25 protein-coding genes, 1 tRNA gene and 4 pseudogenes are annotated in these 23,495 nt (G+C 49.1%); 17 read left to right on the top strand and 13 right to left on the bottom strand.

Translation table 11 applies throughout. The features are described from left to right. Positions 1-207: 207 nt before the first annotated feature. Positions 208-795 carry a helix-turn-helix transcriptional regulator gene (locus ACLD3P_RS10850; RefSeq protein WP_000912959.1) on the top strand — a complete coding sequence of 196 codons (588 nt, stop codon included), beginning with the start codon at positions 208-210 and terminating at the stop codon, positions 793-795. Positions 796-825: 30 nt separating this feature from the next. Here the strand turns inward: ACLD3P_RS10850 and ecnB are convergent, their stop codons facing one another. From ecnB to efp, 3 genes are all read right to left on the bottom strand, one after another. After that, positions 826-972 carry a lipoprotein toxin entericidin B gene (ecnB, locus tag ACLD3P_RS10855; protein ID WP_000239598.1) on the bottom strand — a complete coding sequence of 49 codons (147 nt, stop codon included), beginning with the start codon at positions 970-972 and terminating at the stop codon, positions 826-828. Between the two features lie 107 nt (positions 973-1,079). Continuing rightward, positions 1,080-1,214, bottom strand: coding sequence for an entericidin A/B family lipoprotein (locus tag ACLD3P_RS10860; protein WP_000977687.1), 135 nt, complete (start codon positions 1,212-1,214; stop codon positions 1,080-1,082). Positions 1,215-1,274: 60 nt separating this feature from the next. Further along, positions 1,275-1,841 (bottom strand): elongation factor P, encoded by a 567-nt coding sequence (gene efp / locus ACLD3P_RS10865; RefSeq protein ID WP_000257282.1) that lies wholly within the window; start codon positions 1,839-1,841, stop codon positions 1,275-1,277. Between the two features lie 40 nt (positions 1,842-1,881). Here efp and epmB point away from each other — a divergent pair, with 40 nt between their 5' ends. Continuing rightward, positions 1,882-2,910 carry an EF-P beta-lysylation protein EpmB gene (epmB, locus tag ACLD3P_RS10870; RefSeq protein ID WP_024797371.1) on the top strand — a complete coding sequence of 343 codons (1,029 nt, stop codon included), beginning with the start codon at positions 1,882-1,884 and terminating at the stop codon, positions 2,908-2,910. Between the two features lie 281 nt (positions 2,911-3,191). Next, positions 3,192-4,049, top strand: a complete 858-nt coding sequence (locus ACLD3P_RS10875) for a YjeJ family protein (protein ID WP_001229227.1) — start codon at positions 3,192-3,194, stop codon at positions 4,047-4,049. A 47-nt stretch (positions 4,050-4,096) separates the two neighbouring features. Here ACLD3P_RS10875 and ACLD3P_RS10880 read toward each other — a convergent pair whose 3' ends face one another. The 3 genes from ACLD3P_RS10880 to ACLD3P_RS10890 form a co-directional block, all read right to left on the bottom strand. Then, the gene (locus ACLD3P_RS10880; RefSeq protein ID WP_000558210.1) at positions 4,097-4,450 is read right to left on the bottom strand and encodes a DUF4156 domain-containing protein; all 354 of its coding nucleotides are present in this window, start codon (positions 4,448-4,450) and stop codon (positions 4,097-4,099) included. A gap of 243 nt (positions 4,451-4,693) precedes the next feature. Beyond that, complete coding sequence (gene groL, locus ACLD3P_RS10885) at positions 4,694-6,340, bottom strand: chaperonin GroEL (RefSeq protein ID WP_000729126.1); 1,647 nt, start codon at positions 6,338-6,340, stop codon at positions 4,694-4,696. A gap of 43 nt (positions 6,341-6,383) precedes the next feature. Further along, positions 6,384-6,677, bottom strand: a complete 294-nt coding sequence (locus ACLD3P_RS10890) for a co-chaperone GroES (RefSeq protein WP_000027827.1) — start codon at positions 6,675-6,677, stop codon at positions 6,384-6,386. Positions 6,678-6,952: 275 nt separating this feature from the next. Between ACLD3P_RS10890 and yjeH the strand changes: the two genes are divergently transcribed. Next, a complete protein-coding gene (yjeH, locus tag ACLD3P_RS10895) occupies positions 6,953-8,194 on the top strand; it encodes an L-methionine/branched-chain amino acid transporter (RefSeq protein ID WP_411006522.1) in 1,242 nt (413 codons plus the stop codon). Positions 8,195-8,252: 58 nt separating this feature from the next. Here the strand turns inward: yjeH and ACLD3P_RS10900 are convergent, their stop codons facing one another. Further along, the gene (locus ACLD3P_RS10900; RefSeq protein WP_001267291.1) at positions 8,253-8,729 is read right to left on the bottom strand and encodes an FxsA family protein; all 477 of its coding nucleotides are present in this window, start codon (positions 8,727-8,729) and stop codon (positions 8,253-8,255) included. A 339-nt stretch (positions 8,730-9,068) separates the two neighbouring features. Between ACLD3P_RS10900 and aspA the strand changes: the two genes are divergently transcribed. The 6 genes from aspA (at position 9,069) to ACLD3P_RS10930 (ending at position 14,872) form a co-directional block, all read left to right on the top strand. Then, positions 9,069-10,505: an aspartate ammonia-lyase gene (gene aspA / locus ACLD3P_RS10905; RefSeq protein WP_000069440.1), complete on the top strand. Its 1,437-nt coding sequence runs from the start codon at positions 9,069-9,071 to the stop codon at positions 10,503-10,505. A gap of 114 nt (positions 10,506-10,619) precedes the next feature. Continuing rightward, entirely contained in the window at positions 10,620-11,921 is a 1,302-nt protein-coding gene (gene dcuA / locus ACLD3P_RS10910; protein ID WP_000637595.1) for an anaerobic C4-dicarboxylate transporter DcuA, read from the top strand. Positions 11,922-12,041: 120 nt separating this feature from the next. Continuing rightward, a complete protein-coding gene (gene cutA, locus ACLD3P_RS10915; RefSeq protein WP_000887832.1) occupies positions 12,042-12,389 on the top strand; it encodes a divalent cation tolerance protein CutA in 348 nt (115 codons plus the stop codon). Further along, a complete protein-coding gene (locus ACLD3P_RS10920; RefSeq protein WP_411006523.1) occupies positions 12,365-14,068 on the top strand; it encodes a protein-disulfide reductase DsbD in 1,704 nt (567 codons plus the stop codon). The genes cutA and ACLD3P_RS10920 overlap by 25 nt, the downstream gene beginning before the upstream one ends. 36 nt (positions 14,069-14,104) lie before the next feature. Then, positions 14,105-14,680, top strand: a complete 576-nt coding sequence (locus ACLD3P_RS10925; protein WP_001188509.1) for a transcriptional regulator — start codon at positions 14,105-14,107, stop codon at positions 14,678-14,680. A gap of 116 nt (positions 14,681-14,796) precedes the next feature. Further along, positions 14,797-14,872 (top strand) — tRNA-Phe (locus ACLD3P_RS10930). A 79-nt stretch (positions 14,873-14,951) separates the two neighbouring features. On the opposite strand, the pseudogene ACLD3P_RS10935 reads toward ACLD3P_RS10930, so the two are convergent. Next, positions 14,952-15,029 (bottom strand): annotated as a pseudogene (locus tag ACLD3P_RS10935) (helix-turn-helix domain-containing protein); the annotation flags it as partial. 551 nt (positions 15,030-15,580) lie between these two features. Between ACLD3P_RS10935 and ACLD3P_RS10940 the strand changes: the two are divergent. Then, entirely contained in the window at positions 15,581-16,333 is a 753-nt protein-coding gene (locus ACLD3P_RS10940) for a non-specific acid phosphatase (protein WP_131046686.1), read from the top strand. A gap of 247 nt (positions 16,334-16,580) precedes the next feature. Here the strand turns inward: ACLD3P_RS10940 and ACLD3P_RS10945 are convergent, their stop codons facing one another. Beyond that, positions 16,581-17,072 (bottom strand): GNAT family N-acetyltransferase, encoded by a 492-nt coding sequence (locus ACLD3P_RS10945; protein ID WP_000625912.1) that lies wholly within the window; start codon positions 17,070-17,072, stop codon positions 16,581-16,583. Continuing rightward, positions 17,069-17,362, bottom strand: coding sequence for a DUF1778 domain-containing protein (locus tag ACLD3P_RS10950; protein ID WP_001110453.1), 294 nt, complete (start codon positions 17,360-17,362; stop codon positions 17,069-17,071). Before ACLD3P_RS10950 ends, ACLD3P_RS10945 begins: the two co-directional genes overlap by 4 nt. Positions 17,363-17,679: 317 nt before the next feature. On the opposite strand from ACLD3P_RS10950, the pseudogene ACLD3P_RS10955 reads away from it, so the two are divergent. The 3 genes and pseudogenes from ACLD3P_RS10955 (at position 17,680) to rtsB (ending at position 19,325) form a co-directional block, all read left to right on the top strand. Further along, positions 17,680-17,902: pseudogene (locus ACLD3P_RS10955) on the top strand (hypothetical protein). A 263-nt stretch (positions 17,903-18,165) separates the two neighbouring features. Then, entirely contained in the window at positions 18,166-19,041 is an 876-nt protein-coding gene (locus ACLD3P_RS10960) for an AraC family transcriptional regulator (protein WP_131046687.1), read from the top strand. Further along, positions 19,038-19,325 carry a transcriptional regulator RtsB gene (gene rtsB, locus ACLD3P_RS10965; RefSeq protein WP_001269916.1) on the top strand — a complete coding sequence of 96 codons (288 nt, stop codon included), beginning with the start codon at positions 19,038-19,040 and terminating at the stop codon, positions 19,323-19,325. Before ACLD3P_RS10960 ends, rtsB begins: the two co-directional genes overlap by 4 nt. On the opposite strand, the gene ACLD3P_RS10970 is transcribed toward rtsB, so the two are convergent. Next, complete coding sequence (locus ACLD3P_RS10970; protein WP_001527266.1) at positions 19,318-19,500, bottom strand: ATP-binding cassette domain-containing protein; 183 nt, start codon at positions 19,498-19,500, stop codon at positions 19,318-19,320. The genes rtsB and ACLD3P_RS10970 overlap by 8 nt on opposite strands. 19 nt (positions 19,501-19,519) lie before the next feature. On the opposite strand from ACLD3P_RS10970, the pseudogene ACLD3P_RS10975 reads away from it, so the two are divergent. After that, positions 19,520-19,619 (top strand): annotated as a pseudogene (locus tag ACLD3P_RS10975) (hypothetical protein); the annotation flags it as partial. Positions 19,620-19,729: 110 nt separating this feature from the next. Continuing rightward, a pseudogene (locus tag ACLD3P_RS10980) lies at positions 19,730-19,864 on the top strand (hypothetical protein); the annotation flags it as partial. Positions 19,865-20,158: 294 nt separating this feature from the next. On the opposite strand, the gene ACLD3P_RS10985 reads toward ACLD3P_RS10980, so the two are convergent. Further along, complete coding sequence (locus ACLD3P_RS10985; protein ID WP_076727846.1) at positions 20,159-21,064, bottom strand: SdiA-regulated domain-containing protein; 906 nt, start codon at positions 21,062-21,064, stop codon at positions 20,159-20,161. A 303-nt stretch (positions 21,065-21,367) separates the two neighbouring features. Between ACLD3P_RS10985 and ACLD3P_RS10990 the strand changes: the two genes are divergently transcribed. Beyond that, positions 21,368-22,768: a DUF1996 domain-containing protein gene (locus ACLD3P_RS10990; RefSeq protein ID WP_183052385.1), complete on the top strand. Its 1,401-nt coding sequence runs from the start codon at positions 21,368-21,370 to the stop codon at positions 22,766-22,768. Positions 22,769-22,851: 83 nt separating this feature from the next. Here the strand turns inward: ACLD3P_RS10990 and ACLD3P_RS10995 are convergent, their stop codons facing one another. Then, positions 22,852-23,445 (bottom strand): molecular chaperone, encoded by a 594-nt coding sequence (locus ACLD3P_RS10995; protein ID WP_001542855.1) that lies wholly within the window; start codon positions 23,443-23,445, stop codon positions 22,852-22,854. Between the last annotated feature and the right edge of the window lie 50 nt (positions 23,446-23,495).

A 23,495-nucleotide genomic window follows, 5' to 3' on the forward strand; every position in this document is an offset into this window, starting at 1 on the left:
ACAGGTCGTCCTGTAACGTATACGGATGAAAAGTCATTTTTGCCTGAGAGAAAATGAATTTCAACCTTTTTATTTTTTTCCGTCTAAAGGCGGGAATTGGCCCTTTTAAGCCGCGTAGTTTTCGCATTTAGCGCCCACAGGAGTTCTCTATGATGGAACGCCTTCTGGGAAAGAAAGTGCTTTATCTACTTCCGGGTACAAAAAACTATGTTGAAAATTTTAGTGATAGACCGATGCCACTTTACCCGTACGGGCATGGAGGCCTGGCTTAATCACACTGATGTGCTCAGTTCTTCACTGCTGGTATCCGGGATGAATAACCTTATACTGGCGAAAGAACATATTCTGCAATGGAAGCCCCATCTGGTTATCGCTGATTTATATGGTTTTCTCAACGATGCCTTACCTGAGCAGCCTATCAATGCATTTTTTGCCGCCTGCAGGATGACGCCGTTGGTATTATTACAGTCAGGGAATATGCCGTACAGACCGCAATATGCCAGTCATGCGGTGTTATCTAAACACACGCCTTTACATGAGCTTGCACAACGAATTAAAGGAGCGCTATATACTCATCCACTGCAGGAAGCGCCGGAAAGCGCCACGCCATTGCTCTCTCCGCAGGAGGAAAAGGTACTCGCGATGTGGACGGAAGGCACCAGCAATAAAGAGATTGCGTATGCGCTTGGCATTCACGGGAAAACGGTTTACACCTATAAGCGTAATATCCGTATGAAACTTCATATGGATAACCGGTATTCTCCCTTTCTTATGCTTCCGGAGAAAATCGATTAACGGTACGACGCCATGCCGTACCGTTGATGATTACTGCTGAGCTCTGGTTGCAGCGCCAGAGATCGCACTACCACCGTCCGAGATGTCCTCGCCCACGCCGCGCGTGGTATTACAAGCAGTTAATACAGTGGAAAGTACCAAAACAGAAAAGATCGCTGCAATTGTCTTTTTAACCATAATGTCTTCCTTTTCTAGCCAATGTTGTTTGTGTATAGCAACTTAATAATAGACAACATCCCAGAAAATGACGGGCGATCGACTAATTTTAGGAAGACGAGAAGCGATTAGCTGGCTGCACGGGAGATGGCGTGGCCAAGATGCTGAATATCTTCGCCGAAGCCGCGGGCGGTATTACATGCCGTTAATAATGTGCTGGTAAGAAGAACCAGCGCGACAAGGCCGATAAAGCGTTTCATCATTGAGGCACGAAAAATAGGATGGCGCAGCATACGCTGCACCATTTTTCCCGATAACGTAAATTATTTTACGCGGGATACGTATTCGCCGGAACGGGTATCGACTTTGATCACTTCGCCAATCTGCACGAACAGCGGAACTTTAACCACTGCGCCAGTAGACAGCGTGGCTGGTTTGCCGCCAGTACCTGCGGTATCGCCCTTCAGACCTGGGTCGGTATCAACAATTTCCAGTTCAACAAAGTTCGGCGGAGTGACAGAGATAGGCTGACCGTTCCACAGGGTTACGATGCATTCCGCCTGATCCAACAGCCATTTTGCGTTGTCGCCGATAGCCTTGGCATCTGCAGACAGCTGTTCGAAGGTTTCGTTGTTCATGAAATGCCAGAACTCACCGTCGTTGTACAGGTAAGTCAGGTTCATATCGACTACATCCGCGCCTTCTGCGGAATCGGTCGATTTGAAGGTTTTCTCAACGCGCGTGCCGGTCAGCAGACGGCGCAGCTTAACGCGGGCAAACGCCTGGCCTTTACCCGGTTTCACGAATTCACTGGATTCAACCGCATAAGGTTCGCCATCCAACATGATTTTAAGACCGGAACGAAAATCGTTGCTATAGTAAGTCGCCATAAGGCCCTCTGAAATTGTTAACTGGTAGCTAAGCCACAAAATGGCGCATATTGTAACCCTAAATACCCCATTGCGAGAAGATTGGTTAGCGCAACTTGCCGATGTTGTGACCAATCCCGACGAACTGCTGCATCTTTTACAGATTGAAGCTGATGAAAACCTCCGGGCAGGACAGGACGCCAGGCGCTTGTTTGCCCTCCGCGTGCCGCGCGCTTTTATTACGCGCATGGAGAAGGGCAACCCTGACGATCCTCTTTTACGTCAAGTGCTGACGTCCCGGGATGAATTTATTGTCGCCCCCGGTTTCTCCACCGACCCGCTGGAAGAGCAACACAGCGTGGTGCCAGGATTATTGCATAAATACCAAAACCGGGCGCTATTGCTGGTAAAAGGCGGATGTGCGGTAAATTGCCGCTACTGTTTCCGTCGTCACTTCCCGTATGCGGAGAATCAAGGCAATAAGCGCAACTGGACAGTCGCGCTGGAGTATATCGCCGCACACCCGGAACTGGATGAAATCATCTTTTCCGGCGGCGATCCGCTGATGGCGAAAGATCATGAGCTGGACTGGCTGCTCACGCAACTGGAAGCCATTAAGCACGTCAAGCGGCTACGCATCCACAGCCGGTTGCCTATCGTCATCCCGGCACGCATTACTGACGAACTGGTCGCCCGCTTTGACCAGTCACGTCTGCAAATTTTGTTGGTGAACCATATCAACCACGCCAATGAAGTGGACGAGGCGTTCTGCCTGGCGATGAAGAAACTGCGCCACGTGGGCGTCACGCTTCTCAACCAGAGCGTCCTGCTGCGTGGCGTGAATGATAACGCGCGAACGCTGGCGAATCTGAGCAACGCGCTATTTGACGCCGGCGTGATGCCCTATTACCTGCATGTGCTGGATAAAGTGCAGGGCGCCGCGCATTTTATGGTCACCGATGACGAAGCCCGGCAAATCATGCGCGAACTGCTCACGCTGGTATCCGGCTATATGGTGCCAAGACTGGCGCGTGAAATCGGCGGCGAACCGAGCAAAACACCGCTGGATTTACAGCTTCGGCAGTGCTAATCCTCGCGGGCGCGTCAGGGACGACGAAAAATATTACCGCGCAATATCACGAGGAGATTCCCCCGCGATTCTCCTCACCCTTTGGCGAGGATAAACTAACCTTCGTTAAATACACCTTTCCGGTCCTCTCTTTTCAATAAAGTCCGTTTTAGGACTCGCTTAGCGTGTACTGCATTTTCGAATTATACTGGTTCTCCTTTTTATAGGGCGGCATAAACAATTTATATATCAAATACATTTCAGTAAAACATTTAATTATTTTATATTTGTGGAGAATTGACATGGCCTTAACGATTAAGGGACTAAATACCGGCGTTATTCGTCACAATGATAAGTTTATCGCGCTGGCGCTTAAGGTGAAGTCACTGAGAAATAAAGAAACACTGCTTTTCTTTCCTGTGCTCGCGCTGCGAGACTTGTTGATCGGCCTTGAACACCGGCTTTATTTACAACACTCGCTTCCGGAACAAGAGCAGGAAAAACGCCAGAAAGCCAAAAGCAGTCATGTGCTTAAAATGCATGAGAATATTCCGGCAATACTCCGTGAAGAGCTGGAAAACGCCGATGTTAATCAGCGTGTTGAATCTTTAGCGTTGAGCGATAATACAGAAAAAGTATTAACTTTTACGTTAAAGCTGCACAATGGTAGCCATCTTGATTTACAGGTCGGTGAGTGGCAGGTTGAAGTTCTGGTGATGGCTATTATTCACGCCATTAATAATGCCGAAATGCGTGAGCTCGCATTGCGTATTTCTTCAATGCTGGACTTTTTACCATTATACGATGCTGACTGCCTGGAAAACGGTAATATCGAATTCGATACCTATAACCAGCCTGACTGGAAACATAATCTGTATAACCATTATTTAGCGCTCGTTTATCGTTATACGGATGAGGCAGGACAATCGCATGATTGCGGCACCATCATTAAGACCCGTAGTCAGTCAGGCTCTAAAGAAGCTGAAGCGATATCACGCCGCTTGCTGAATTTCAGCCCGCGTCTTAAAAAGCTGGAAGGAAAACCGTGTAAGGTTTTTGTCAGAACGCTTGGAACCGGTAAAGCAGCGCGTCTGACGCAAGATCAATGCATGCGCGCGTTGCATAATCTACGCATGGCATCATCGCAGGAAAAACGCTAACCATATTGCCCTCTGAATCTTTCAGAGGGCGTTACGATTCAGACATATCAGTTCGGACATTTATAAACCTGGCCGTTCATCTCGCTGGCCGTCGGGACAAAACTGGACAACATGCCCTGCGACGGACTACTTACGCCATACAGCACGTTTCCACCCATCGCGGCCGCCTGATTACGCAGATCGTTCGCTGCGCCACGCATTGAGCCACCCTCTTCGCCGTGCTGGCCTGAAAACCAGTTACTCTGTTTACCGGTTGCCGTACCAATAAGCTGGCATTCCGCGCCTGGCTTATCTTCGACAAAGCGTACATTTTGGCCGGCAGCGGTGAGTTCGTTGCTGGAGCTACAACCCGCCATCAGCAGCGCGGCGCCAACGATCCCTGCTAAATATTTCACGTGCATGTTATTCCCCATAATCAATGAGCTGGACGTTTTGTCCGTATCTGAATCTTATACTAAAAAGATGACCAAAAGAAAAACCCCCGGTCATTTCTGCCCGAGGGTTTCTCAATTCTGGGAGATAAGCACCCAAATCATTCTGGTTGCAGGAAGGCGGCCAGTTTGTTAATCCCCAGTCACTTACTCAAGTAAGTGACTGGGGTTAGCCAACGCATCTGCAGCCTGAAGGATGCAGGGTGTGGGCAATTACATCATGCCGCCCATACCACCCATACCACCCATGCCGCCAGCAGCGCCTAAATCAGGAGCATCGCTTTTCGGCAGGTCGGTCACCATGCACTCGGTAGTGATCATCAGACCAGCCACAGAAGCCGCGTACTGCAGCGCAGAACGGGTAACTTTGGTTGGGTCCAGGATACCCATATCGATCATGTTGCCGTATTCTTCAGTTGCTGCGTTGTAACCGTAGTTACCGTCGCCGCCTTTAACGGTGTTAGCGACAACAGACGGCTCTTCGCCGCAGTTCAGCACGATCTGACGCAGCGGAGCTTCCATTGCGCGCAGCGCAACTTTGATACCCACGTTCTGGTCTTCGTTCTGGCCTTTCAGGTCAGCAATTTTAGAAGCAACGCGGATCAGCGCAACGCCACCACCGGCAACCACGCCTTCTTCTACCGCAGCACGGGTCGCGTGCAGGGCATCTTCAACGCGGGCTTTCTTCTCTTTCATTTCAACTTCGGTCGCAGCGCCAACTTTGATTACCGCAACGCCGCCTGCCAGTTTCGCTACGCGCTCCTGCAGTTTTTCACGATCGTAGTCGGAGGTCGCTTCTTCAATCTGCTGACGGATCTGAGCAACACGGCCCTGGATTGCAGCTTCTTCACCCACGCCATCGATGATGGTGGTGGTGTCTTTGTTGATCACAACGCGTTTCGCCTGACCCAGGTCTTCCAGGGTTGCTTTTTCCAGCTCCATACCGATCTCTTCAGAGATTACGGTACCGCCGGTCAGGGTAGCGATATCCTGCAGCATCGCCTTACGACGATCGCCGAAGCCAGGTGCCTTAACCGCAGCCACTTTCACGATGCCACGCATGGTGTTAACAACCAGAGTTGCCAGCGCTTCGCCTTCAACATCTTCAGCGATGATCAGCAGCGGTTTGCCTGCTTTTGCAACGGCTTCCAGAACCGGCAGCATTTCGCGGATGTTGGAGATTTTCTTATCAGCCAGCAGGATGAACGGGCTTTCCAGTTCTACTGCGCCAGTTTCCGGCTTGTTGATGAAGTAAGGAGACAGGTAGCCGCGGTCAAACTGCATACCTTCAACCACGTCCAGTTCGTCCTGCAGACCAGTACCGTCTTCAACGGTGATAACGCCTTCTTTACCGACTTTATCCATCGCTTCCGCGATCAGTTTACCTACGGTTTCGTCGGAGTTAGCGGAGATAGTACCTACCTGAGCAATCGCTTTAGAGTCGGAGCACGGTACGGACAGGGCTTTCAGCTCTTCAACCGCAGCAGCAACCGCTTTGTCGATACCACGTTTCAGGTCCATCGGGTTCATGCCCGCTGCAACGGCTTTCAGGCCTTCGGTAATGATGGACTGCGCCAGTACGGTCGCGGTGGTGGTGCCGTCGCCTGCAGCGTCGTTCGCTTTAGAGGCAACTTCTTTCACCATCTGCGCGCCCATGTTTTCAAACTTGTCTTCCAGTTCGATTTCACGCGCTACGGAAACACCATCTTTAGTGATAGTCGGCGCACCGAAAGATTTATCCAGAACCACGTTACGGCCTTTCGGACCGAGGGTTACTTTCACTGCATCTGCCAGTACGTTTACGCCGCGCAGCATTTTCACACGAGCGTCGTTACCGAATTTTACGTCTTTAGCTGCCATTTTCTCTTTCCCTTAAATTCGTATGTTCAGTGTCGTTCGCGGATTACGCTTCAACAATTGCCAGAATGTCGCTTTCAGACATGATCAACACTTCTTCATTGTCGATCTTTTCAGATTTCACACCGTAGCCATCGTTAAAAATAACGATGTCGCCAACTTTCACGTCCAGCGGCTGTACAGTACCGTTGTCCAGGATGCGACCCTTACCGACAGCGATGATTTCGCCACGAGTTGATTTACCCGCTGCGGAACCGGTCAGTACGATGCCGCCAGCAGATTTGGACTCAACTTCTTTACGTTTGACGATCACACGATCATGTAACGGACGAATACTCATTGATAGCTCTCCTTTGAGAAAGTCATTATCAGTTATGGGTGACGCCGGCCCGTAAACGGTTTCCCGGCTGGTGACCAGAGAGATGGGGATGGGGTTTTGCCCCTTCAAGGGGGGAGATGAAAAAAAATTCTTCTGAGCGAAAAAAGCGGTAAAAACGCTACTTATCTCACGTTTACCCAAGGTTTAGAACATCCTGCTATAAGAAAAGGCGTGTGTGATACGCTTAAAAATGCCTGTCGTCACCTGACGTTACAATGCCGCCGGATAATGAGCTGATGAATGAACTAAAAAAAGAGCTTGGGTTGGTTCAGGGCGTTATCTTGTTAACCACATCATTATTAGGGACTGGCGTTTTTGCGCTTCCGGAGCTGGCTGCGCTGGCGGCAGGCGACATCAGCCTTTGGGCATGGCCGCTGCTCATTATTTTGATTTTCCCTATTGCGATTGTCTTTGCTGTGCTGGGGCGTCATTTTCCACACGCTGGCGGCGTAGCGCATTTTGTCGGGATGGCATTTGGCCCGCGTCTGCAACGAGTGATCAGTTGGCTGTTTTTATCAGTCATTCCTGTTAGTTTTCCCGCAGCCTTGCATATTGCGGTGGGTTTCGGCCAGGCGCTGTTTGGCTGGCAAAGCGAACAGCTCTTATTTGGGGAGCTGGGTACTCTAGGTTTACTATGGTTTATGGGATCGCGCGGCGCCAGCTCCAGCGCCAACCTGCAAGCCATTATCGCTGGATTAATTATCGCGCTTATTGCCGCCATTCTGTGGAAAGGCGCGATTAAACCTGCAGATATCACCTTCCCAGCCGCAAACGAAATCACCTTTTCCCAACTGTGTACCGCCCTGGCGATCATGTTCTGGGGATTTGTGGGAATTGAGGCTTTTACGCATTTGTCGTCTGAATTTAAAAATCCTGAACGTGATTTTCCGCGCGCATTGATCATTGGCCTGATGCTGGCCGGCGCCATTTATTGGACCTGTACCGCCGTGGTGCTGCATTTTGGCGTCTATAGCGACAAGATAGCGGCAACAGCCTCGCTACCGCTTATTATTGTTCATCTCTTCGGTATCCAGGCGTTGTGGGTAGCCTGCATTATTGGTTATCTCACCTGCTTTGCCAGCCTGAATGTGTATGCTCAGAGTTTTGCGCGTCTGATATGGACGCAAATGCAATATCAGCCCGATCACTATCTGGCTCAACTCTCTCCCGGGCGCCTTCCCTTGCACGCGTTAAACGTTATTCTGGTCTGTTGTTGCGTGAGTTCCCTGGTCGTCTACGCCCTGAAGATTAACCTCAATGCGCTGATCGTCTATGCTAACGGTATTTTTATTATGCTCTATCTGCTTTGTATGCTGGCGGGCTGTCGACTGTTGAAAGGGCGTTGTTATGCACTGGCGGTGACGGGTTGTCTACTGTGCCTGTTATTGCTGGCAATGCTGGGGTGGAAAAGCTTATATGCCATTATCATGCTGGCTGCATTATGGCTGTTTTTACCGAAGCGAAAACGCATGGCGTAAGACGCATCCGCTGGCCGGATAGCGCCTCACGCGACTTATCCGACCAACGTCTCTACCTTTAATCCCGACGATCGTCTTTATGTTCAATACGATCGCGATCGTCATCTTTACGCTGATACTCGCCGTCAAATGTTTCGCCACCGCCAGTACCTGCGCTAAACCCGCCGCCCGGCATCCGGGAAAAACGTAAATGCGGCAGCAACTTCAGCGTCAAATGTTTTTGCACTGGCGGTAACAAAAGGAGAAGGCCGAGAAAATCGGTGAAAAATCCCGGCAACAGGAGCAGTAAGCCAGCGATGATCAGCGATACACTCTTAATCATTTCTGCCGCCGGGCTCTCACCGGCCGCCATTTTTTGTTGCATCAGCAAAAAGTTTTTAAAACCCTGGTTACGTACCAGCGACATACCGATAACAGACGTAAAAATCACCAGGATTAGCGTCATCAGGACACCAAGCACATGGGCGACCTGGATAAAGATAGAAATCTCAATGTAAACATAGAGAAAGACAGCTAAAAAGGGTATCCAGCGCAAAGGACTCTCCTGTAAGTCATGGCCGTCTGCGACGACCATTTGAATGGGGTTGCGATTCGCATCGATTCGATATGGTGGTGCGTAGCAAAATTTCAAGTGGTTTGTACACATATTTTAGGTAGTAATACTAAAGCGGTGACCTATTTCACAAAATAATAAATAAGGGGTAAATTCCCACACTTTAAGTGATCCAGATTACGGTAGGAATTCTGAACCAGCATATGATCTCGTTTATCAGGCCGATGGAGGGGATAATCGTCGGTCAGAAAACATTCGAAATCACATATATCCTGTGTGTTTTAAAGTAAAATCATTGGCAGCTTGAAAAAGAAGGTTCACATGTCAAACAACATTCGTATCGAAGAAGATCTGTTGGGTACCAGGGAAGTTCCAGCTGAAGCCTACTATGGTGTTCACACTCTGAGAGCGATTGAAAACTTCTACATTAGCAATAACAAAATCAGCGACATCCCTGAATTTGTGCGTGGCATGGTTATGGTAAAAAAAGCGGCGGCGCTGGCCAACAAAGAGCTGCAAACCATTCCTAAGAGTGTGGCGAACGCCATCATTGCCGCATGTGATGAAGTCCTTAACAACGGTAAGTGCATGGACCAGTTCCCGGTAGATGTCTACCAGGGCGGCGCGGGCACTTCCGTCAACATGAATACCAACGAAGTGCTGGCCAACATCGGGCTGGAACTGATGGGTCATCAGAAAGGTGAATATCAGTACCTGAACCCGAACGACCACGTGAATAAATGTCAATCCACTAACGACGCCTATCCGACAGGCTTCCGTGTAGCGGTTTACGCCTCTATCGTCAAACTGATCGATGCCATCAACCAGTTGCGTGAAGGTTTCGAACGTAAAGCGGTTGAATTCCAGGACATCCTGAAAATGGGTCGTACCCAGTTGCAGGACGCCGTACCGATGACGCTTGGTCAAGAATTCCGTGCGTTCAGCATCCTGCTGAAAGAAGAAGTGAAAAGCATCGAGCGTACTGCTGAGCTGCTGCTGGAAGTCAACCTTGGCGCAACGGCAATCGGTACCGGTCTGAACACGCCGAAAGAATACTCTCCGCTGGCGGTGAAAAAACTGGCTGAAGTCACTGGTTTTGCCTGTGTTCCGGCTGAGGATCTGATTGAGGCGACATCTGACTGTGGCGCGTATGTTATGGTTCACAGCGCGCTGAAACGTCTGGCAGTGAAGATGTCCAAAATCTGTAACGACCTGCGCTTGCTCTCTTCTGGTCCTCGTGCCGGCCTGAACGAGATCAACCTGCCGGAACTGCAGGCGGGCTCTTCCATCATGCCAGCCAAAGTGAACCCGGTTGTACCAGAAGTCGTAAACCAGGTATGCTTTAAAGTCATCGGTAACGACACCACCGTTACGATGGCGGCGGAAGCCGGTCAGTTGCAGTTGAACGTTATGGAGCCGGTTATCGGTCAGGCGATGTTCGAATCCATCCACATTCTGAGCAACGCGTGCTACAACCTGCTGGAAAAATGCGTTAACGGCATTACCGCGAATAAAGAAGTGTGCGAAGGGTACGTTTATAACTCCATCGGTATCGTCACTTACCTCAACCCGTTCATCGGCCACCACAACGGCGACATCGTCGGTAAAATCTGTGCTGAAACCGGTAAGAGCGTACGTGAAGTTGTGCTGGAGCGCGGCCTGTTAACGGAAGCCGAGCTGGACGATATTTTCTCCGTACAGAACTTGATGCACCCGGCTTATAAAGCTAAACGTTATACTGATGAAAGCGAACAGTAATCGTACAGGGTAGTACCAAAGAGGCACGTCACGATGACGTGCCTTTTTTCTTACAAGAAGTTACCAAATAACAACAATTTAATATCAACTTGTTAAACAACAAGGAAGGCTAATATGATAGTTGTCGAACTTATCATTGTTTTGCTGGCAATCTTTTTGGGCGCCAGACTTGGGGGCATCGGTATTGGATTCGCAGGTGGGCTGGGTGTTCTGGTACTTGCCGCCATCGGCGTGAAGCCAGGGACAATTCCATTCGATGTCATTTCCATCATCATGGCGGTTATCGCCGCGATCTCTGCTATGCAGGTCGCGGGCGGTCTGGATTATTTGGTAAACCAGACGGAAAAACTGCTGCGTAAGAACCCGAAATACATCACTATCCTCGCACCGATTGTGACCTATTTCCTGACTATTTTTGCTGGTACCGGGAACATTTCCCTGGCAACGCTGCCGGTTATTGCTGAAGTCGCGAAGGAGCAGGGAATCAAACCTTGCCGTCCGCTCTCGACCGCCGTGGTATCCGCGCAGATTGCGATTACCGCCTCGCCGATTTCTGCGGCCGTGGTGTATATGTCTTCTGTTATGGAAGGTCATGGCATTAGCTACATTCACCTGCTGTCCGTGGTTATCCCCTCTACGCTGCTGGCGGTGCTGGTGATGTCCTTCCTGGTCACGATGCTGTTCAACTCCAAATTGTCGGACGACCCGATTTACCGCAAGCGTCTGGAAGAAGGGCTGATTGAACTGCGTGGTGAAAAGCAGATTGAAATCAAACCGATGGCAAAAAATTCCGTCTGGCTGTTCCTGCTGGGCGTTATCTGCGTGGTTGTTTATGCGATTGTCAACAGTCCGAGCCTCGGCCTGGTTGAAAAACCGCTGATGAACACCACCAACGCTATTTTGATCATCATGTTGAGCGTCGCAACGCTGACCACCATCCTGTGTAAAGTGGAAACTGACGCCATCCTCAACTCCAGCACCTTTAAAGCAGGGATGAGCGCCTGTATCTGTATTCTGGGCGTGGCGTGGCTGGGCGATACCTTCGTATCCGCTAACATCGACTGGATCAAAGACACTGCGGGTAGCGTCATCCAGGGTCATCCGTGGCTGCTGGCCGTCATCTTCTTCTTTGCTTCCGCGCTGCTCTACTCTCAGGCGGCAACGGCGAAAGCGCTGATGCCGATGGCGCTGGCGCTGAACGTCTCTCCGCTGACGGCAGTCGCTTCCTTCGCCGCCGTTTCCGGCCTGTTCATTCTGCCGACCTACCCGACTCTGGTTGCGGCGGTACAGATGGATGACACCGGTACAACCCGTATCGGTAAATTCGTCTTTAACCACCCGTTCTTCATCCCAGGCACCCTGGGCGTCGTTCTGGCTGTCTGCTTCGGCTTCCTGCTGGGCAGCTTTATGCTGTAAGTGTTTCACCCGCGGGGCGTATCACGCCCCGCATTCTCCCGCCCTTTGACTAACATCCTGCCCTCGTCCGTTGTATAGTGACCGTTCACTTGCGGGTCTTTTTGTTCTTTCGAGGTGTTTATGCTTGATGTTAAGAGTCAGGATATTTCCATCCCCGAGGCCGTTGTGGTGCTTTGTACCGCCCCGGATGAAGCTACCGCCCAGGATCTGGCCGCCAAAGTGCTGGCGGAAAAACTGGCCGCCTGCGCCACCCTCCTCCCCGGCGCGACATCGCTGTACTACTGGGAAGGCAAACTGGAGCAGGAGTATGAAGTTCAAATGATCTTAAAGACCACCGTTTCACATCAGCAAGCGCTTATCGACTGCCTGAAGTCTCATCACCCGTATCAAACGCCTGAACTTCTGGTTTTACCTGTTACTCACGGAGATACTGATTACCTCTCATGGCTCAACGCATCTTTACGCTGATCCTGCTGCTGTGCAGCACATCCGCCTTCGCCGGATTATTCGACGCGCCGGGTCGCTCGCAGTTCGTCCCTGCCGACCGGGCGTTTGTTTTTGATTTTCAGCAAAATCAACACGATCTTACCCTCTCCTGGCAGGTAAAAGAGGGTTACTACCTTTACCGTAAACAAATCAGCATCACGCCAACGAAAGCGGATATCGCCGCAGTCCAACTCCCGGCAGGCGTCTGGCATGAAGATGAATTCTACGGAAAAAGCGAAATCTACCGTAAGCGGCTAAACGTTCCGGTAACGGTTAACCAGGCGGCGGCTGGCGCGACATTAACGGTAACGTACCAGGGGTGCGCCGATGCGGGATTCTGTTATCCGCCGGAAACGAAAACGGTGCCGCTAAGTGAAGTCGCCGCGGCAATAGACGCCACGCCGACGCCTGCTGTCACCCAGACGGGTGAGACGTCAAAACCCGCCGCCCAGCTACCTTTTTCCGCGATCTGGGCGCTGCTGATCGGCATCGGCATCGCCTTTACGCCCTGCGTTTTACCCATGTATCCGCTGATTTCCGGTATTGTCCTGGGGGGAAGTCAACGTTTGTCGACGGGGCGCGCACTGCTGCTGGCCTTTATCTATGTTCAAGGGATGGCGCTGACCTATACCGCACTGGGTCTGGTCGTCGCCGCGGCGGGATTACAGTTTCAGGCGGCGCTGCAGCACCCTTATGTGTTAATCGGCCTTGCCATCGTGTTCACCCTGCTTGCGTTGTCGATGTTTGGCCTGTTCACACTACAGCTCCCCTCCTCACTGCAAACCCGGCTGACATTAATGAGTAATCGTCAGCAAGGCGGCTCGCCCGGCGGTGTTTTTGTTATGGGGGCGATTGCCGGATTAATTTGCTCGCCCTGCACTACAGCGCCGTTAAGCGCGATCCTGCTTTATATCGCTCAGAGCGGAAACATGTGGCTGGGCGGCGGTACGCTGTATTTGTATGCATTAGGTATGGGTCTGCCGCTAATGCTGGTCACCGTGTTTGGCAACCGCCTGCTACCGAAAAGCGGCCCGTGGATGGCGCATGTCAAAACCGCTTTTGGTTTCGTGATCCTCGCGTTACCGGTCTTTTTACTGGAGCGGATTATTGGCGAGGCTTGGGGTTTACGTCTGTGGTCGCTGCTGGGCGTCGCTTTCTTTGGTTGGGCCTTTATCACCAGCCTTCAGGCCAGACGAGCGTGGATGCGTATCGTACAGATTATCCTGCTGGCGGCTGCGCTCATTAGCGTACGGCCTCTACAGGATTGGGCGTTCGGATCGCCATCCGCGCAAGCTCCAGCGCACCTCAATTTCACGGCTATTTCTACCGTGGACGAACTCAATCAGGCGCTGGCGCAGGCCAAAGGCAAACCCGTTATGCTGGATTTCTACGCCGACTGGTGCGTGGCCTGTAAAGAGTTTGAAAAGTATACCTTCAGCGATCCGCGGGTCCAGCAGGCGCTCGGCGACACGGTGCTCTTGCAGGCTAACGTCACCGCTAACAATGCGCAGGATGTCGCGCTGTTAAAGCATCTGCAAGTCCTCGGGCTGCCCACCATTCTGTTCTTTGATGCCCAAGGCCAGGAACAGCCGCAAGCGCGAGTCACCGGCTTTATGGACGCCGCCACCTTTAGCGCGCATTTGCACGATCGCCAACCGTGAGCGACACTTGCAAAAGCAAAGACGGAGGAGAATACCGTGCAACGTGAAGATATTCTGGGAGAAGCCCTGAAATTACTGGAGACGCAAGGGATAGCCGATACTACGCTGGAAATGGTGGCGGAGCGCGTAAATCGCCCACTCGACACATTACAGCGTTTCTGGCCAGATAAAGAAGCCATTTTATATGACGCGCTACGTTATCTGAGTCAGCAGGTAGATATCTGGCGACGCCAGCTTCTTCTTGATGAGACGCTTTCTGCTGAACAAAAGCTACTGGCACGCTACAGCGCGCTCTCGGAATGTGTCAGTAATAACCGTTATCCTGGTTGCTTGTTCATTGCCGCCTGTACGTTTTATCCCGACCCAACCCATCCTATTCACCAACTGGCTAATCAACAAAAACGCGCGGCACATGATTTTACCCATGAGCTACTGACCACGCTGGAAATTGACGATCCGGCGATGGTTGCAAGGCAGATGGAGCTGGTGCTGGAAGGTTGTCTCAGCCGAATGCTGGTCAACCGCAGTCAGGCTGATGTAGATACCGCTCAGCGGTTGGCAGAAGATATTCTGCGTTTTGCACAGTGCCGCCAGGGTGGGGCGCTCACCTGACGGGGTACTGATTTTATGCATTTTGCCTGAAAAGCAGGCAGTCAGCGCGCTTTTATCACTTTTTTCGTGTAAAGCCGTTGACGACCGCGCCCCTTTACGGTTTAATGCGCCCCGTTGCCCGGATAGCTCAGTCGGTAGAGCAGGGGATTGAAAATCCCCGTGTCCTTGGTTCGATTCCGAGTCCGGGCACCACTTATTCAGAAAACCCAGCCTATGGCTGGGTTTTTGCTTTTCTGGGAATGGAAATCCGTAGCCCCCATCTCCGGCCTGACTAGCTATAACGAGAAGGCCAGATTTTCTCTGGCGCAACGCCCAGCGCTTCGGCGATCAGCCGCTCATCTTTGGGCCAGGGTCAAAAGCTTACTTAGCTACAGGGAGATTATTACCAGTAATAACGCGTATCACTCCATCTGACGGCTCGCTAGCCCCGACAATTGAATCCAATATTTCCGCTATGAACTTTTTATCACTGACAACAATAATCCCTTCGCCAATTTTAGTATTTTTTCTTTTTCGGTTTCTTTATTCTTAAATACTGTTTCCGACTCTTGTCCATAATCATAAATTAATACTCAGCACATCATGACTGATGGTAGTTATCGGGGTAACAGAGCACATAGTTTAAATACTTATTCATACTGTGTTATTACGGAAATATTTTAACCTAATGCGTGTCAGTCAGGCATGCAGATAAAAAATAACCGGGGACAAAAGTTAAACAAAATGCTGTTAGCCGGAAGTATCAGTATTGTTCTGTTGTCCGCTACAGTCAGTCCGGTATGGGTAGACGATAATGCCAGTGCAGCGTCCTGCTTTTTTACCTGTATGTTGAATAACCATTTCAATAAATCATTATAGAATCACATGTGTTTATTATTGCCTGATCCGGAGTGAGTCTTTATGAAAAGTCGTTATTTACTATTTTTTCTACCACTGATCGTAGCTAAATATACATCAGCAGCAACAATGCAACCCTTTCATTCTCCTGAAGAATCAGTGAACAGTCAGTTCTACTTACCACCACCGCCAGGTAATGATGATCCGGCTTTCCGCTATGATAAGGAGGCTTATTTTAAGGGCTATGCGATAAAGGGTTCCCCACGATGGAAACAAGCTGCTGAGGATGCAGATATAAGCGTGGAAAATATAGCCAGAATATTCTCGCCAGTAGTGGGTGCTAAAATTAATCCCAAAGATACGCCAGAAACCTGGAATATGTTACAGAATCTTCTGAAAATGGGCGGCTACTACGCTACTGCTTCGGCAAAAAAATATTATATGCGTACCCGCCCCTTTGTCTTATTTAATCATTCCACCTGCCGTCCTGAAGATGAGAATACTTTGCGAAAAGATGGCTCTTACCCTTCCGGGCATACTGCTTATGGTACACTTCTGGCATTAGTATTATCCGAGGCCAGACCGGAACGCGCGCAGGAGCTCGCCAGACGAGGATGGGAGTTCGGGCAAAGCAGAGTAATATGCGGTGCTCACTGGCAAAGCGATGTTGATGCCGGCCGTTATGTGGGAGCAGTAGAGTTTGCAAGGTTGCAAACAATCCCGGCTTTTCAGAAGTCACTGGCAAAAGTCCGCCAGGAGCTGAACGACAAAAATAATTTATTGAGTAAAGAAGATTACCCCAAACTTAATTACTGAAGGTGAAAGTCTTCCCGCAAACTGGCCACAGCAAATGAAAGGAAGTGCAACTGCGTAGGGGCGACCGGGCGTGGAGAATGCCTTCGGTTTCCCCGATTCGCATGAATTCAACGCCCCCTTCCCCCGTTTGCAGTCCGTCCAGACCGTCATGATGTCGTTGTCCGGCTGAAGCGGTAAAACCGGTCTGGCTCACTGACTGTCCACAGCGAATTCCGGCCATCAGAAGCTAAGGGATACGTTCTGGAGTTTAAACACTCTCCACCAAATCCCCCAACGTCACCATCAACATCATCGGATCCATCGGCGACGGTACAAACCCCACCCGCTGGTAAAATTCCCGCGCTTCATCCGACAGGGCGTGAACCAGCATCCCGCGAATGCCGATAGTCTCCGCCACTTGAATAACCCGTAGCCCTGCGTCGCGTACCAGCGCCCGACCAACGCCCTGCCCATGAAGCGATTTATCCACCGCCAGACGCCCCAATACCACAATCGGAATCGGGTCAGGCATATTGCGACGAAAGCGACCGGGGGCGGTATTCGTCGTGACCGCGCTGGACGCCAGCGAGTAATAGGCCAGTACGCTCGAATCGCTGCCACAACACACAAAGGTACGGGACGCACCAGTGGTCTGATTTTTCATCGCCCGCTGTTTCAGCCAGTTATCCATAGAATCCACACCGCAGCAAAACGGAGTAAGAATATGTCCGGCATGAAGCGGCTCAGGGGAGGAGATCATTTTTCCTGCTCCCACGGCGCAGGGGTCTGCATGGTTTTACGCAGTGCGGCATTAGGTGAAGGTGTTTGATCCAAACGAGCGAGAAATTCCTGATAAGCCTGTGGATCGGCCATAATGATGCGTTGTTCGATAAGCGCTTCCTCGGCAGCAGCACGGGCAGCTTCCAGCACAAAGTCAGTGCGGTTTTTCCCTCTGGCTTTCGCCGCTCGATCGATAAGATCGCGCTCGGCGGGTTTGATACGCAGGTTCAGGGTTTCGCGTTTCATCGCCATACTGTTTGCGGCTGGCATAGTGTTGTCCTCTTGTACTTCTGTGGATATTAAGTATACAACACGCGTAACGCAGATGTCATTACGATAAATTTAGAAGGAATAGAACCGGAGTATCGAACCGAAAGGTTTTCTACTCATTTAGAGATTCAGGACCAGGCTGTGCGCTGGCATTCGCTGTGAGTGATTCCTCCTCGGGGCCGACGCAGCAAAAGATTCAATACTGCCGCGCCAAAACACGCAACATTATACAATCCAGAAAGCATAAACCTAACGGATACGCACAGTAAGAACCTCAATAACGTGTTACATCGTTTTTTATAAAGCCAACCATACGATTGAATGCTTCCCCTCCCCCTCAAATTTCCGGATATCGCTACACCGTCTACCCGCCACAGTATATATTTACCGCGTTGTATGCCTTTCCTAACCGAGAGCGTTAATATTTACATCCAGGATAAACCTTATCACAAATTAACATCAGATCTTATACCTCATGCTAACTACCTCCATGAAATTAAAGAGCTATTCTCTAAAAGATTAAAGGCAATTATTACTTAATTCAAATTTTAAAGAGATAATTTGATAATAACATGAGCCAATTCTTGTAAATTTCCATCTTTTTTTTATACGCGACATAGTTTTTTAACGATACTATAATATGTAGAAATGCAATATAAAATAGCATTTTCCATAGAAAATGAAAAGATCGCTACCTGATACCTTAAGTTCGCCAATACTTATATAGCTATATATTAGTTTTTTTGAAATATTTTTCAGAATAATTTTTGATTTACACGCACATTTAATAAAAGGAAATTATCATGCTAAAAGTATTTAATCCCTCACCTGTCCAGGTGGGGAGCATTGAATGTTTACAATCAGCGCAAAACTGGCAGAGGAAATCCTTATCACTTCAGGGATTAAATTTACTGCAGTCCGCACTCATCAAGCTCACCACGGGTAAAATTTCAATTACGACATCGTCCGGGGAGTATATTACGGCATCAGGGCCAATGTTAATATTTTTAGCTAAAGATCAAACTATTCATATCACTATGGAAGAGACTCATGAACAGTTAAATTATAATTTAATTGAATTAGATTCAGCGTCAATAAAAAATGCTTATAATTTTTTTCTGTATGAACATGCAGACTTTTCGGCCCCATTAACAAAACCGACGACAAAACATCTGTTAGCGCCAATAGAAACAGGCGTAGCAAGAGTATTCAACCTCTTACACTCTTCAAATAAAAGCCAGAAATTATCCCAAGATAAAAAGGAATATTTAATAAGATTTCTACTTTCAGAGTTCATCTATGAACCCGAAGCATTTGCTCTCTTTAGAGAACTATCGCAAAATACATTAGCCGAAAATATCTATAATATTATTATAAGCGACATAAGTCGAAAATGGGCGCTCAAGGATATTTCTGACTCACTCTATATGAGTTGTTCCACATTAAAAAGGAAATTAAAACAAGAGAACACCTCATTCAGCGAAGTTTACCTTAATGCGCGAATGAATAAAGCGACAAAACTTTTACGCAATAGTGAATATAATATTACCCGAGTGGCTTATATGTGTGGTTATGATAGTGCTTCTTATTTTACATGCGTTTTTAAAAAACACTTCAAAACTACACCATCAGAATTTTTAGCGTTTTTATCTTCCTCTCGTCATCAATATGTTAATTGAGATATCTGACAATGCAGTATAAGAACAAAGCAAAACATATTAATATAAGAGATGGGATTCTGTTGCTCGCTAAAAAATTCGACCTAACATTGAGCGAGAAAAAAGTCATTTATTACGTGGCAGCAGGATTATCTGTTAAAAGTTGCTCAAATTTATTAGATCGAAATATAAAAACGATTTCAACACAAAAGAGATCAGCCTATAAAAAAATGGATATTACTACTGATGTTGAATTAATCCATTTGATGCTGAATGAGTTTTACATATCAGTCGATATTACGTAATTTTTTCTAAAATGTTGCCAAAGTGGTAGGCAAGGCAATTCTGGATATCATCTTCAGAGATCGGTGTGATATCTACGTTGTTTAATTTAACTGTTCCCGTATAGCAATGACTGGAATTTGATAGTGCTTTGATTAAAGAAGATTTACCTGAACCTGATGTACCGATAATACCCATAAAATCTCCGGGAACAGCAGTGAATGAAAGCTGTTCAATCAGTGTTCGTTCCGCAAACGCTATGGGGTAATTCTTCGCTGTCTATCGGCTGGCTGACGATCGACTCTACTCCGCCAGTGTTGATAACGATACCGGTAACTGGCATGTTTCTGTTCCGCAATCCGCTATTCTGTCGGGGGGGGAGAATCAGTACATCATTACGGCCACCGATCCCGCCGGGAATAGCGCCACCGCCAATGGAACATTTACAGGCACATCGCCGACGGAAAACCCGGTTAACAAGAGTTCCGGCGTAGATGAAATGATTTCGCTTAGCGAGGCGACATGGCATTCGGTAAGTGTTGATGAAGAATATTATGCCTGATAACTAAACATCACCATGCGAGGTCTCTTCGGAGGCCTCCTGAAAAAAACAGAATAATATTTATTGTCTGTTAATTATTACAGAGAGAGTTAATTTATAAAAAAAAGCGGCAGACTACGCTGCCGCAAATATGAGGAGGACAATTACCGTTACGCTACACCACAAAGTAATCCGTTACTGAGGTAAGTAAAACATAAATATCCCCAACAATGAATCAACGAATCAAACAATCGTCAAATCATGGTATTAATAACCTTGTTCTGTTTTAGCATACTGTGACAGTAAAAATAGATTTTAGTCATTCTGTATATCACACGAAAATTTATAAAACAGATTTGGTTCACTCACAATATACAAATTATTTTCATTATCCATGGCAATCCCTTCTGGTTGGGGGATATCGTCTCTGAGCCCTGACCACTCCGCCGTCAGGAACAATCGATCGCGCACCCGCCACTCGGAACTGACCTCCAGAATCATTTTTGACTCGTCCGACAACACCAGCAGCGAATCCGTTGGGGCATGGTATTCAAGTCCGGAGACATCGCTCACACTCGCAGTGATGGCAGAAGGCAACGCTCTGGTGATACCATTTTTGCTCATCTCTACTTCTTTGATCATAATGGGTTTTCTTTCTTTTGCGGCATATAATCTCTCATTTTTCGCATCCCATGCCGTACCTTCCAGCCCTTTATTTTTTGCTTTGTCATAACCCTCAAGCTTCACCATGGAGATTATCTGCATGGTGCCGCGCTGAATATCCACCTGTGTTTTATAGACCGCGCCATCTTTCTCACTGCCTATCTGGAACTGGTTACCCCCACTCCATGCAATAGACTCCGGGTCGTGGATGCCCTGGAGCGGCATCCGCCCTATCAGCTGCCCTTCTGTCGTTAACCAGACCAGTTCAGGGGGATTATTAATAACGGCGAAAAGCATCCTGTCTTCGGCGGAGTAGGTCAAACCTGAAAGGTTACTCTTAACTCCTGCGACTGGTTTTTGCTGAATAACCGCTTTATAGCTACTCAGTGCTAGCGCCGAAGGTTTATCACCATATTTGAGGATCAGTTGATAAACATAGCGTATATCGTCCCTGACCATAAATAAAATCACGCCCAAGAGTACAACCACAATAACGCGTTTTAGTAATCTCATAAAAAATCCATAGCAGATCGCGTCACGACTGATGTCGTAACGCATTTCTTAAAAATAAAGCCGATGTCCGATAGAATCGTTATTCGGTTATGGCGAGCGCCATTAGCATAGGCAAAATGAAATAGTGAGGGTTATCACAAAAAGCCCGATTTTAATCACTAACGTACCCTTTTTGTAAATTGACATAATCAAGAGGAGGGTAGTTTCGGCTAATTATTTAAATAGTACGTCTGCAAATTTGCCCCTGTATGCAGAGCAAATGACAAAAAGTGATAATTAATGAGATGTAACACCGCAATCTGATCTGCTATTGCTGCTCCCACTTCTATTCAACCGGGCAGCAAAAAAATGAAACTCAACCTTATTACCGTCAGCCTGGCTACGCTCGTTGCCGCTGGCGCATTCCCGGCCCATGCCGGTCCTCAGGCGCATGTCGTGTGCGGCTATCACCACACGCTGGGCGATGACGCGATTATGATGTTTGGTAAAGCGAATCAGGCGATGTGGCATGACTTTTTTGGCAACACCCACACCGACGCGGTCTCTACCTACCAGACGTTGCGCGCGCAACCAGATACCACCTGCGATAATAAAGCCGACAGCTCCGCTTACTGGGCGCCGTCCATGAAATTACCCGGTGGTGAAATCGTAAATCCGGCCTACCAAAAGACCTATTATCAATCCACAAATGTAGCGCAATATCCGCTCCATCCATTCCCGGCCGGGCTGGAGTTACTGGCAGGCGATCATCACGGTACTGGCCCCAGTTCCGCAATCACCTTTTTATGTGCCAACGGCAAAGGTTACACCAACAAGGTAGGCGAAATATGCGGCCTGCGTAAAGCGGGCGATGCCGTCCAGTTTAATATCGGGATCGCTTTCCCCAACTGTTGGGATGGCGTCAACCTGAAACCGACCCATACTCACAATAACGCTATCTATGCCGACCACGGGAAATGTTCCGCAGACTATCCGGTCAAAATCCCGACGGTGAATATGAACATCGCCTGGGTACTCCCGCAGATCTCCTCGCTGGATACGTCTAAAGTGGAATTGTCGATGGACCCGGTAATGCATGGCGAAACCCGGGCAGAGCGCTGGGGAAGTCTTTATACCGCCCATGCCGATTTTATGAATGGCTGGACGGAAGATGGCGCGCAGTTTATGACAGATCTGTGTATGAATCAGGGACTGGATTGCGGCACTACGGTTCCTTACGCCTACAGTAAAGCGGAAGAAAATACCTGGGTAAGCAGCGAAGACGACAAGCCTCATGCCAGCGTCGATACCTTGTACGTACAGGATGACTGGACCAATGGCGGACGCACGCGGCACCCGGAAACGCTCACGCTGGTGAAATTTAAGATCCCGCCCCTGCCTGCCAATATGGACACTTCGCTATTCAAATACCGTATTCGCCTTTTTGGCGGCAAAACGGAAACGAACGGCGCCGATCAAATTTTCTTTTACCCGACCAGCAATGACTGGCACGTCAGTACCGTGTCCTGGAACAATAAACCGGCGATCAACTACCGTTCCGATGCCGTGTTATATCTAAACCATTCACATGAGTATCGCATGGTTGATGTCGATAAAGCGGTGCGCAAAGCGCTGGCGGAAGGGAAAACGGAAATATCCTGGTATATCGGCGGCGACCGTCAGGGAAATCACTACGATTTCACGCCAGCGGACTCAAAACAGAGCCTGGTGCTGATGCTGACCGGTTTCAAAAAGACGCCGGAGCTGTAATAGTAAACTGTGCCCGCTGACGCAACAGCGGGCACGATGGCGGCACAAGCATTATGGCACGCCATCAAAACCTGACCAATACCTCAGAAAAACAACCGTTTATTCTCAGGCTGTAGTCCCTGTTGCTGCTGAACATCCTGCAAATAACAGGTCGCTACGATGGCAAGCCGGGCATAGAAGGCGCTAACGGTATTGCGTTGCAGCAATTCCAGATAGCGGAATCCCCAGGGCAGCAGATGCGCCTCCAGTAACCGGTTGGCCGCCACGTTGTCGCCTCGTGCCAGCAGATCGCTACAGGCTAATAGCATCAGGCCAAACTGATCTTCCGGCTCGCGTTCACGGTCAGTGAATACCATGCCCTGCGCCTGTAAAAAAGCTCGATAATCGGCGGTGGTTTCCCCCATCAGCAAATTATCTTTTTCCAGATAGACCGATCCCCAGGGCGGGACGGGCATCTTTCCCTGGCCTTCAAACAACACGGAAAATTGCCATGTAAGCGCATCATCATCCGGTAGCGACCATGACGCACACAGTGATTCAATATGTCCGCGATCGCGCCAGGGGTAAAGCTCAGGCAACGTTGGCAAACAGTCGAACAACGCTTTCACCTCCGGCCTCTCAGGGGAGAAGTAAAACAGTGCGCCGAGGATACGCGGCAAAACAGCACGGGAAGGCATAGCAATAGCTCCTGAAATATTTCGCCTGATAACGCTACGCTTATCAGGCT

The sequence above is a fragment of the Salmonella sp. 741265073_HBA genome, from assembly GCF_046569105.1.
Classification (GTDB): domain Bacteria; phylum Pseudomonadota; class Gammaproteobacteria; order Enterobacterales; family Enterobacteriaceae; genus Salmonella; species Salmonella enterica.

What these genes read in the sequence shown, in the direction of transcription:
- ACLD3P_RS10850 (WP_000912959.1), top strand. Translation starts at nt 208, where the DNA reads ATGTTGAAAATTTTAGTGATAGACCGATGCCACTTTACCCGTACGGGC.
- ecnB (WP_000239598.1), bottom strand. Translation starts at nt 972, where the DNA reads ATGGTTAAAAAGACAATTGCAGCGATCTTTTCTGTTTTGGTACTTTCC.
- ACLD3P_RS10860 (WP_000977687.1), bottom strand. Translation starts at nt 1,214, where the DNA reads ATGATGAAACGCTTTATCGGCCTTGTCGCGCTGGTTCTTCTTACCAGC.
- efp (WP_000257282.1), bottom strand. Translation starts at nt 1,841, where the DNA reads ATGGCGACTTACTATAGCAACGATTTTCGTTCCGGTCTTAAAATCATG.
- epmB (WP_024797371.1), top strand. Translation starts at nt 1,882, where the DNA reads ATGGCGCATATTGTAACCCTAAATACCCCATTGCGAGAAGATTGGTTA.
- ACLD3P_RS10875 (WP_001229227.1), top strand. Translation starts at nt 3,192, where the DNA reads ATGGCCTTAACGATTAAGGGACTAAATACCGGCGTTATTCGTCACAAT.
- ACLD3P_RS10880 (WP_000558210.1), bottom strand. Translation starts at nt 4,450, where the DNA reads ATGCACGTGAAATATTTAGCAGGGATCGTTGGCGCCGCGCTGCTGATG.
- groL (WP_000729126.1), bottom strand. Translation starts at nt 6,340, where the DNA reads ATGGCAGCTAAAGACGTAAAATTCGGTAACGACGCTCGTGTGAAAATG.
- ACLD3P_RS10890 (WP_000027827.1), bottom strand. Translation starts at nt 6,677, where the DNA reads ATGAGTATTCGTCCGTTACATGATCGTGTGATCGTCAAACGTAAAGAA.
- yjeH (WP_411006522.1), top strand. Translation starts at nt 6,953, where the DNA reads ATGAATGAACTAAAAAAAGAGCTTGGGTTGGTTCAGGGCGTTATCTTG.
- aspA (WP_000069440.1), top strand. Translation starts at nt 9,069, where the DNA reads ATGTCAAACAACATTCGTATCGAAGAAGATCTGTTGGGTACCAGGGAA.
- dcuA (WP_000637595.1), top strand. Translation starts at nt 10,620, where the DNA reads ATGATAGTTGTCGAACTTATCATTGTTTTGCTGGCAATCTTTTTGGGC.
- cutA (WP_000887832.1), top strand. Translation starts at nt 12,042, where the DNA reads ATGCTTGATGTTAAGAGTCAGGATATTTCCATCCCCGAGGCCGTTGTG.
- ACLD3P_RS10920 (WP_411006523.1), top strand. Translation starts at nt 12,365, where the DNA reads ATGGCTCAACGCATCTTTACGCTGATCCTGCTGCTGTGCAGCACATCC.
- ACLD3P_RS10940 (WP_131046686.1), top strand. Translation starts at nt 15,581, where the DNA reads ATGAAAAGTCGTTATTTACTATTTTTTCTACCACTGATCGTAGCTAAA.
- ACLD3P_RS10945 (WP_000625912.1), bottom strand. Translation starts at nt 17,072, where the DNA reads ATGATCTCCTCCCCTGAGCCGCTTCATGCCGGACATATTCTTACTCCG.
- ACLD3P_RS10950 (WP_001110453.1), bottom strand. Translation starts at nt 17,362, where the DNA reads ATGCCAGCCGCAAACAGTATGGCGATGAAACGCGAAACCCTGAACCTG.
- ACLD3P_RS10960 (WP_131046687.1), top strand. Translation starts at nt 18,166, where the DNA reads ATGCTAAAAGTATTTAATCCCTCACCTGTCCAGGTGGGGAGCATTGAA.
- ACLD3P_RS10970 (WP_001527266.1), bottom strand. Translation starts at nt 19,500, where the DNA reads ATGGGTATTATCGGTACATCAGGTTCAGGTAAATCTTCTTTAATCAAA.
- ACLD3P_RS10985 (WP_076727846.1), bottom strand. Translation starts at nt 21,064, where the DNA reads ATGCGTTACGACATCAGTCGTGACGCGATCTGCTATGGATTTTTTATG.
- ACLD3P_RS10990 (WP_183052385.1), top strand. Translation starts at nt 21,368, where the DNA reads ATGAAACTCAACCTTATTACCGTCAGCCTGGCTACGCTCGTTGCCGCT.
- ACLD3P_RS10995 (WP_001542855.1), bottom strand. Translation starts at nt 23,445, where the DNA reads ATGCCTTCCCGTGCTGTTTTGCCGCGTATCCTCGGCGCACTGTTTTAC.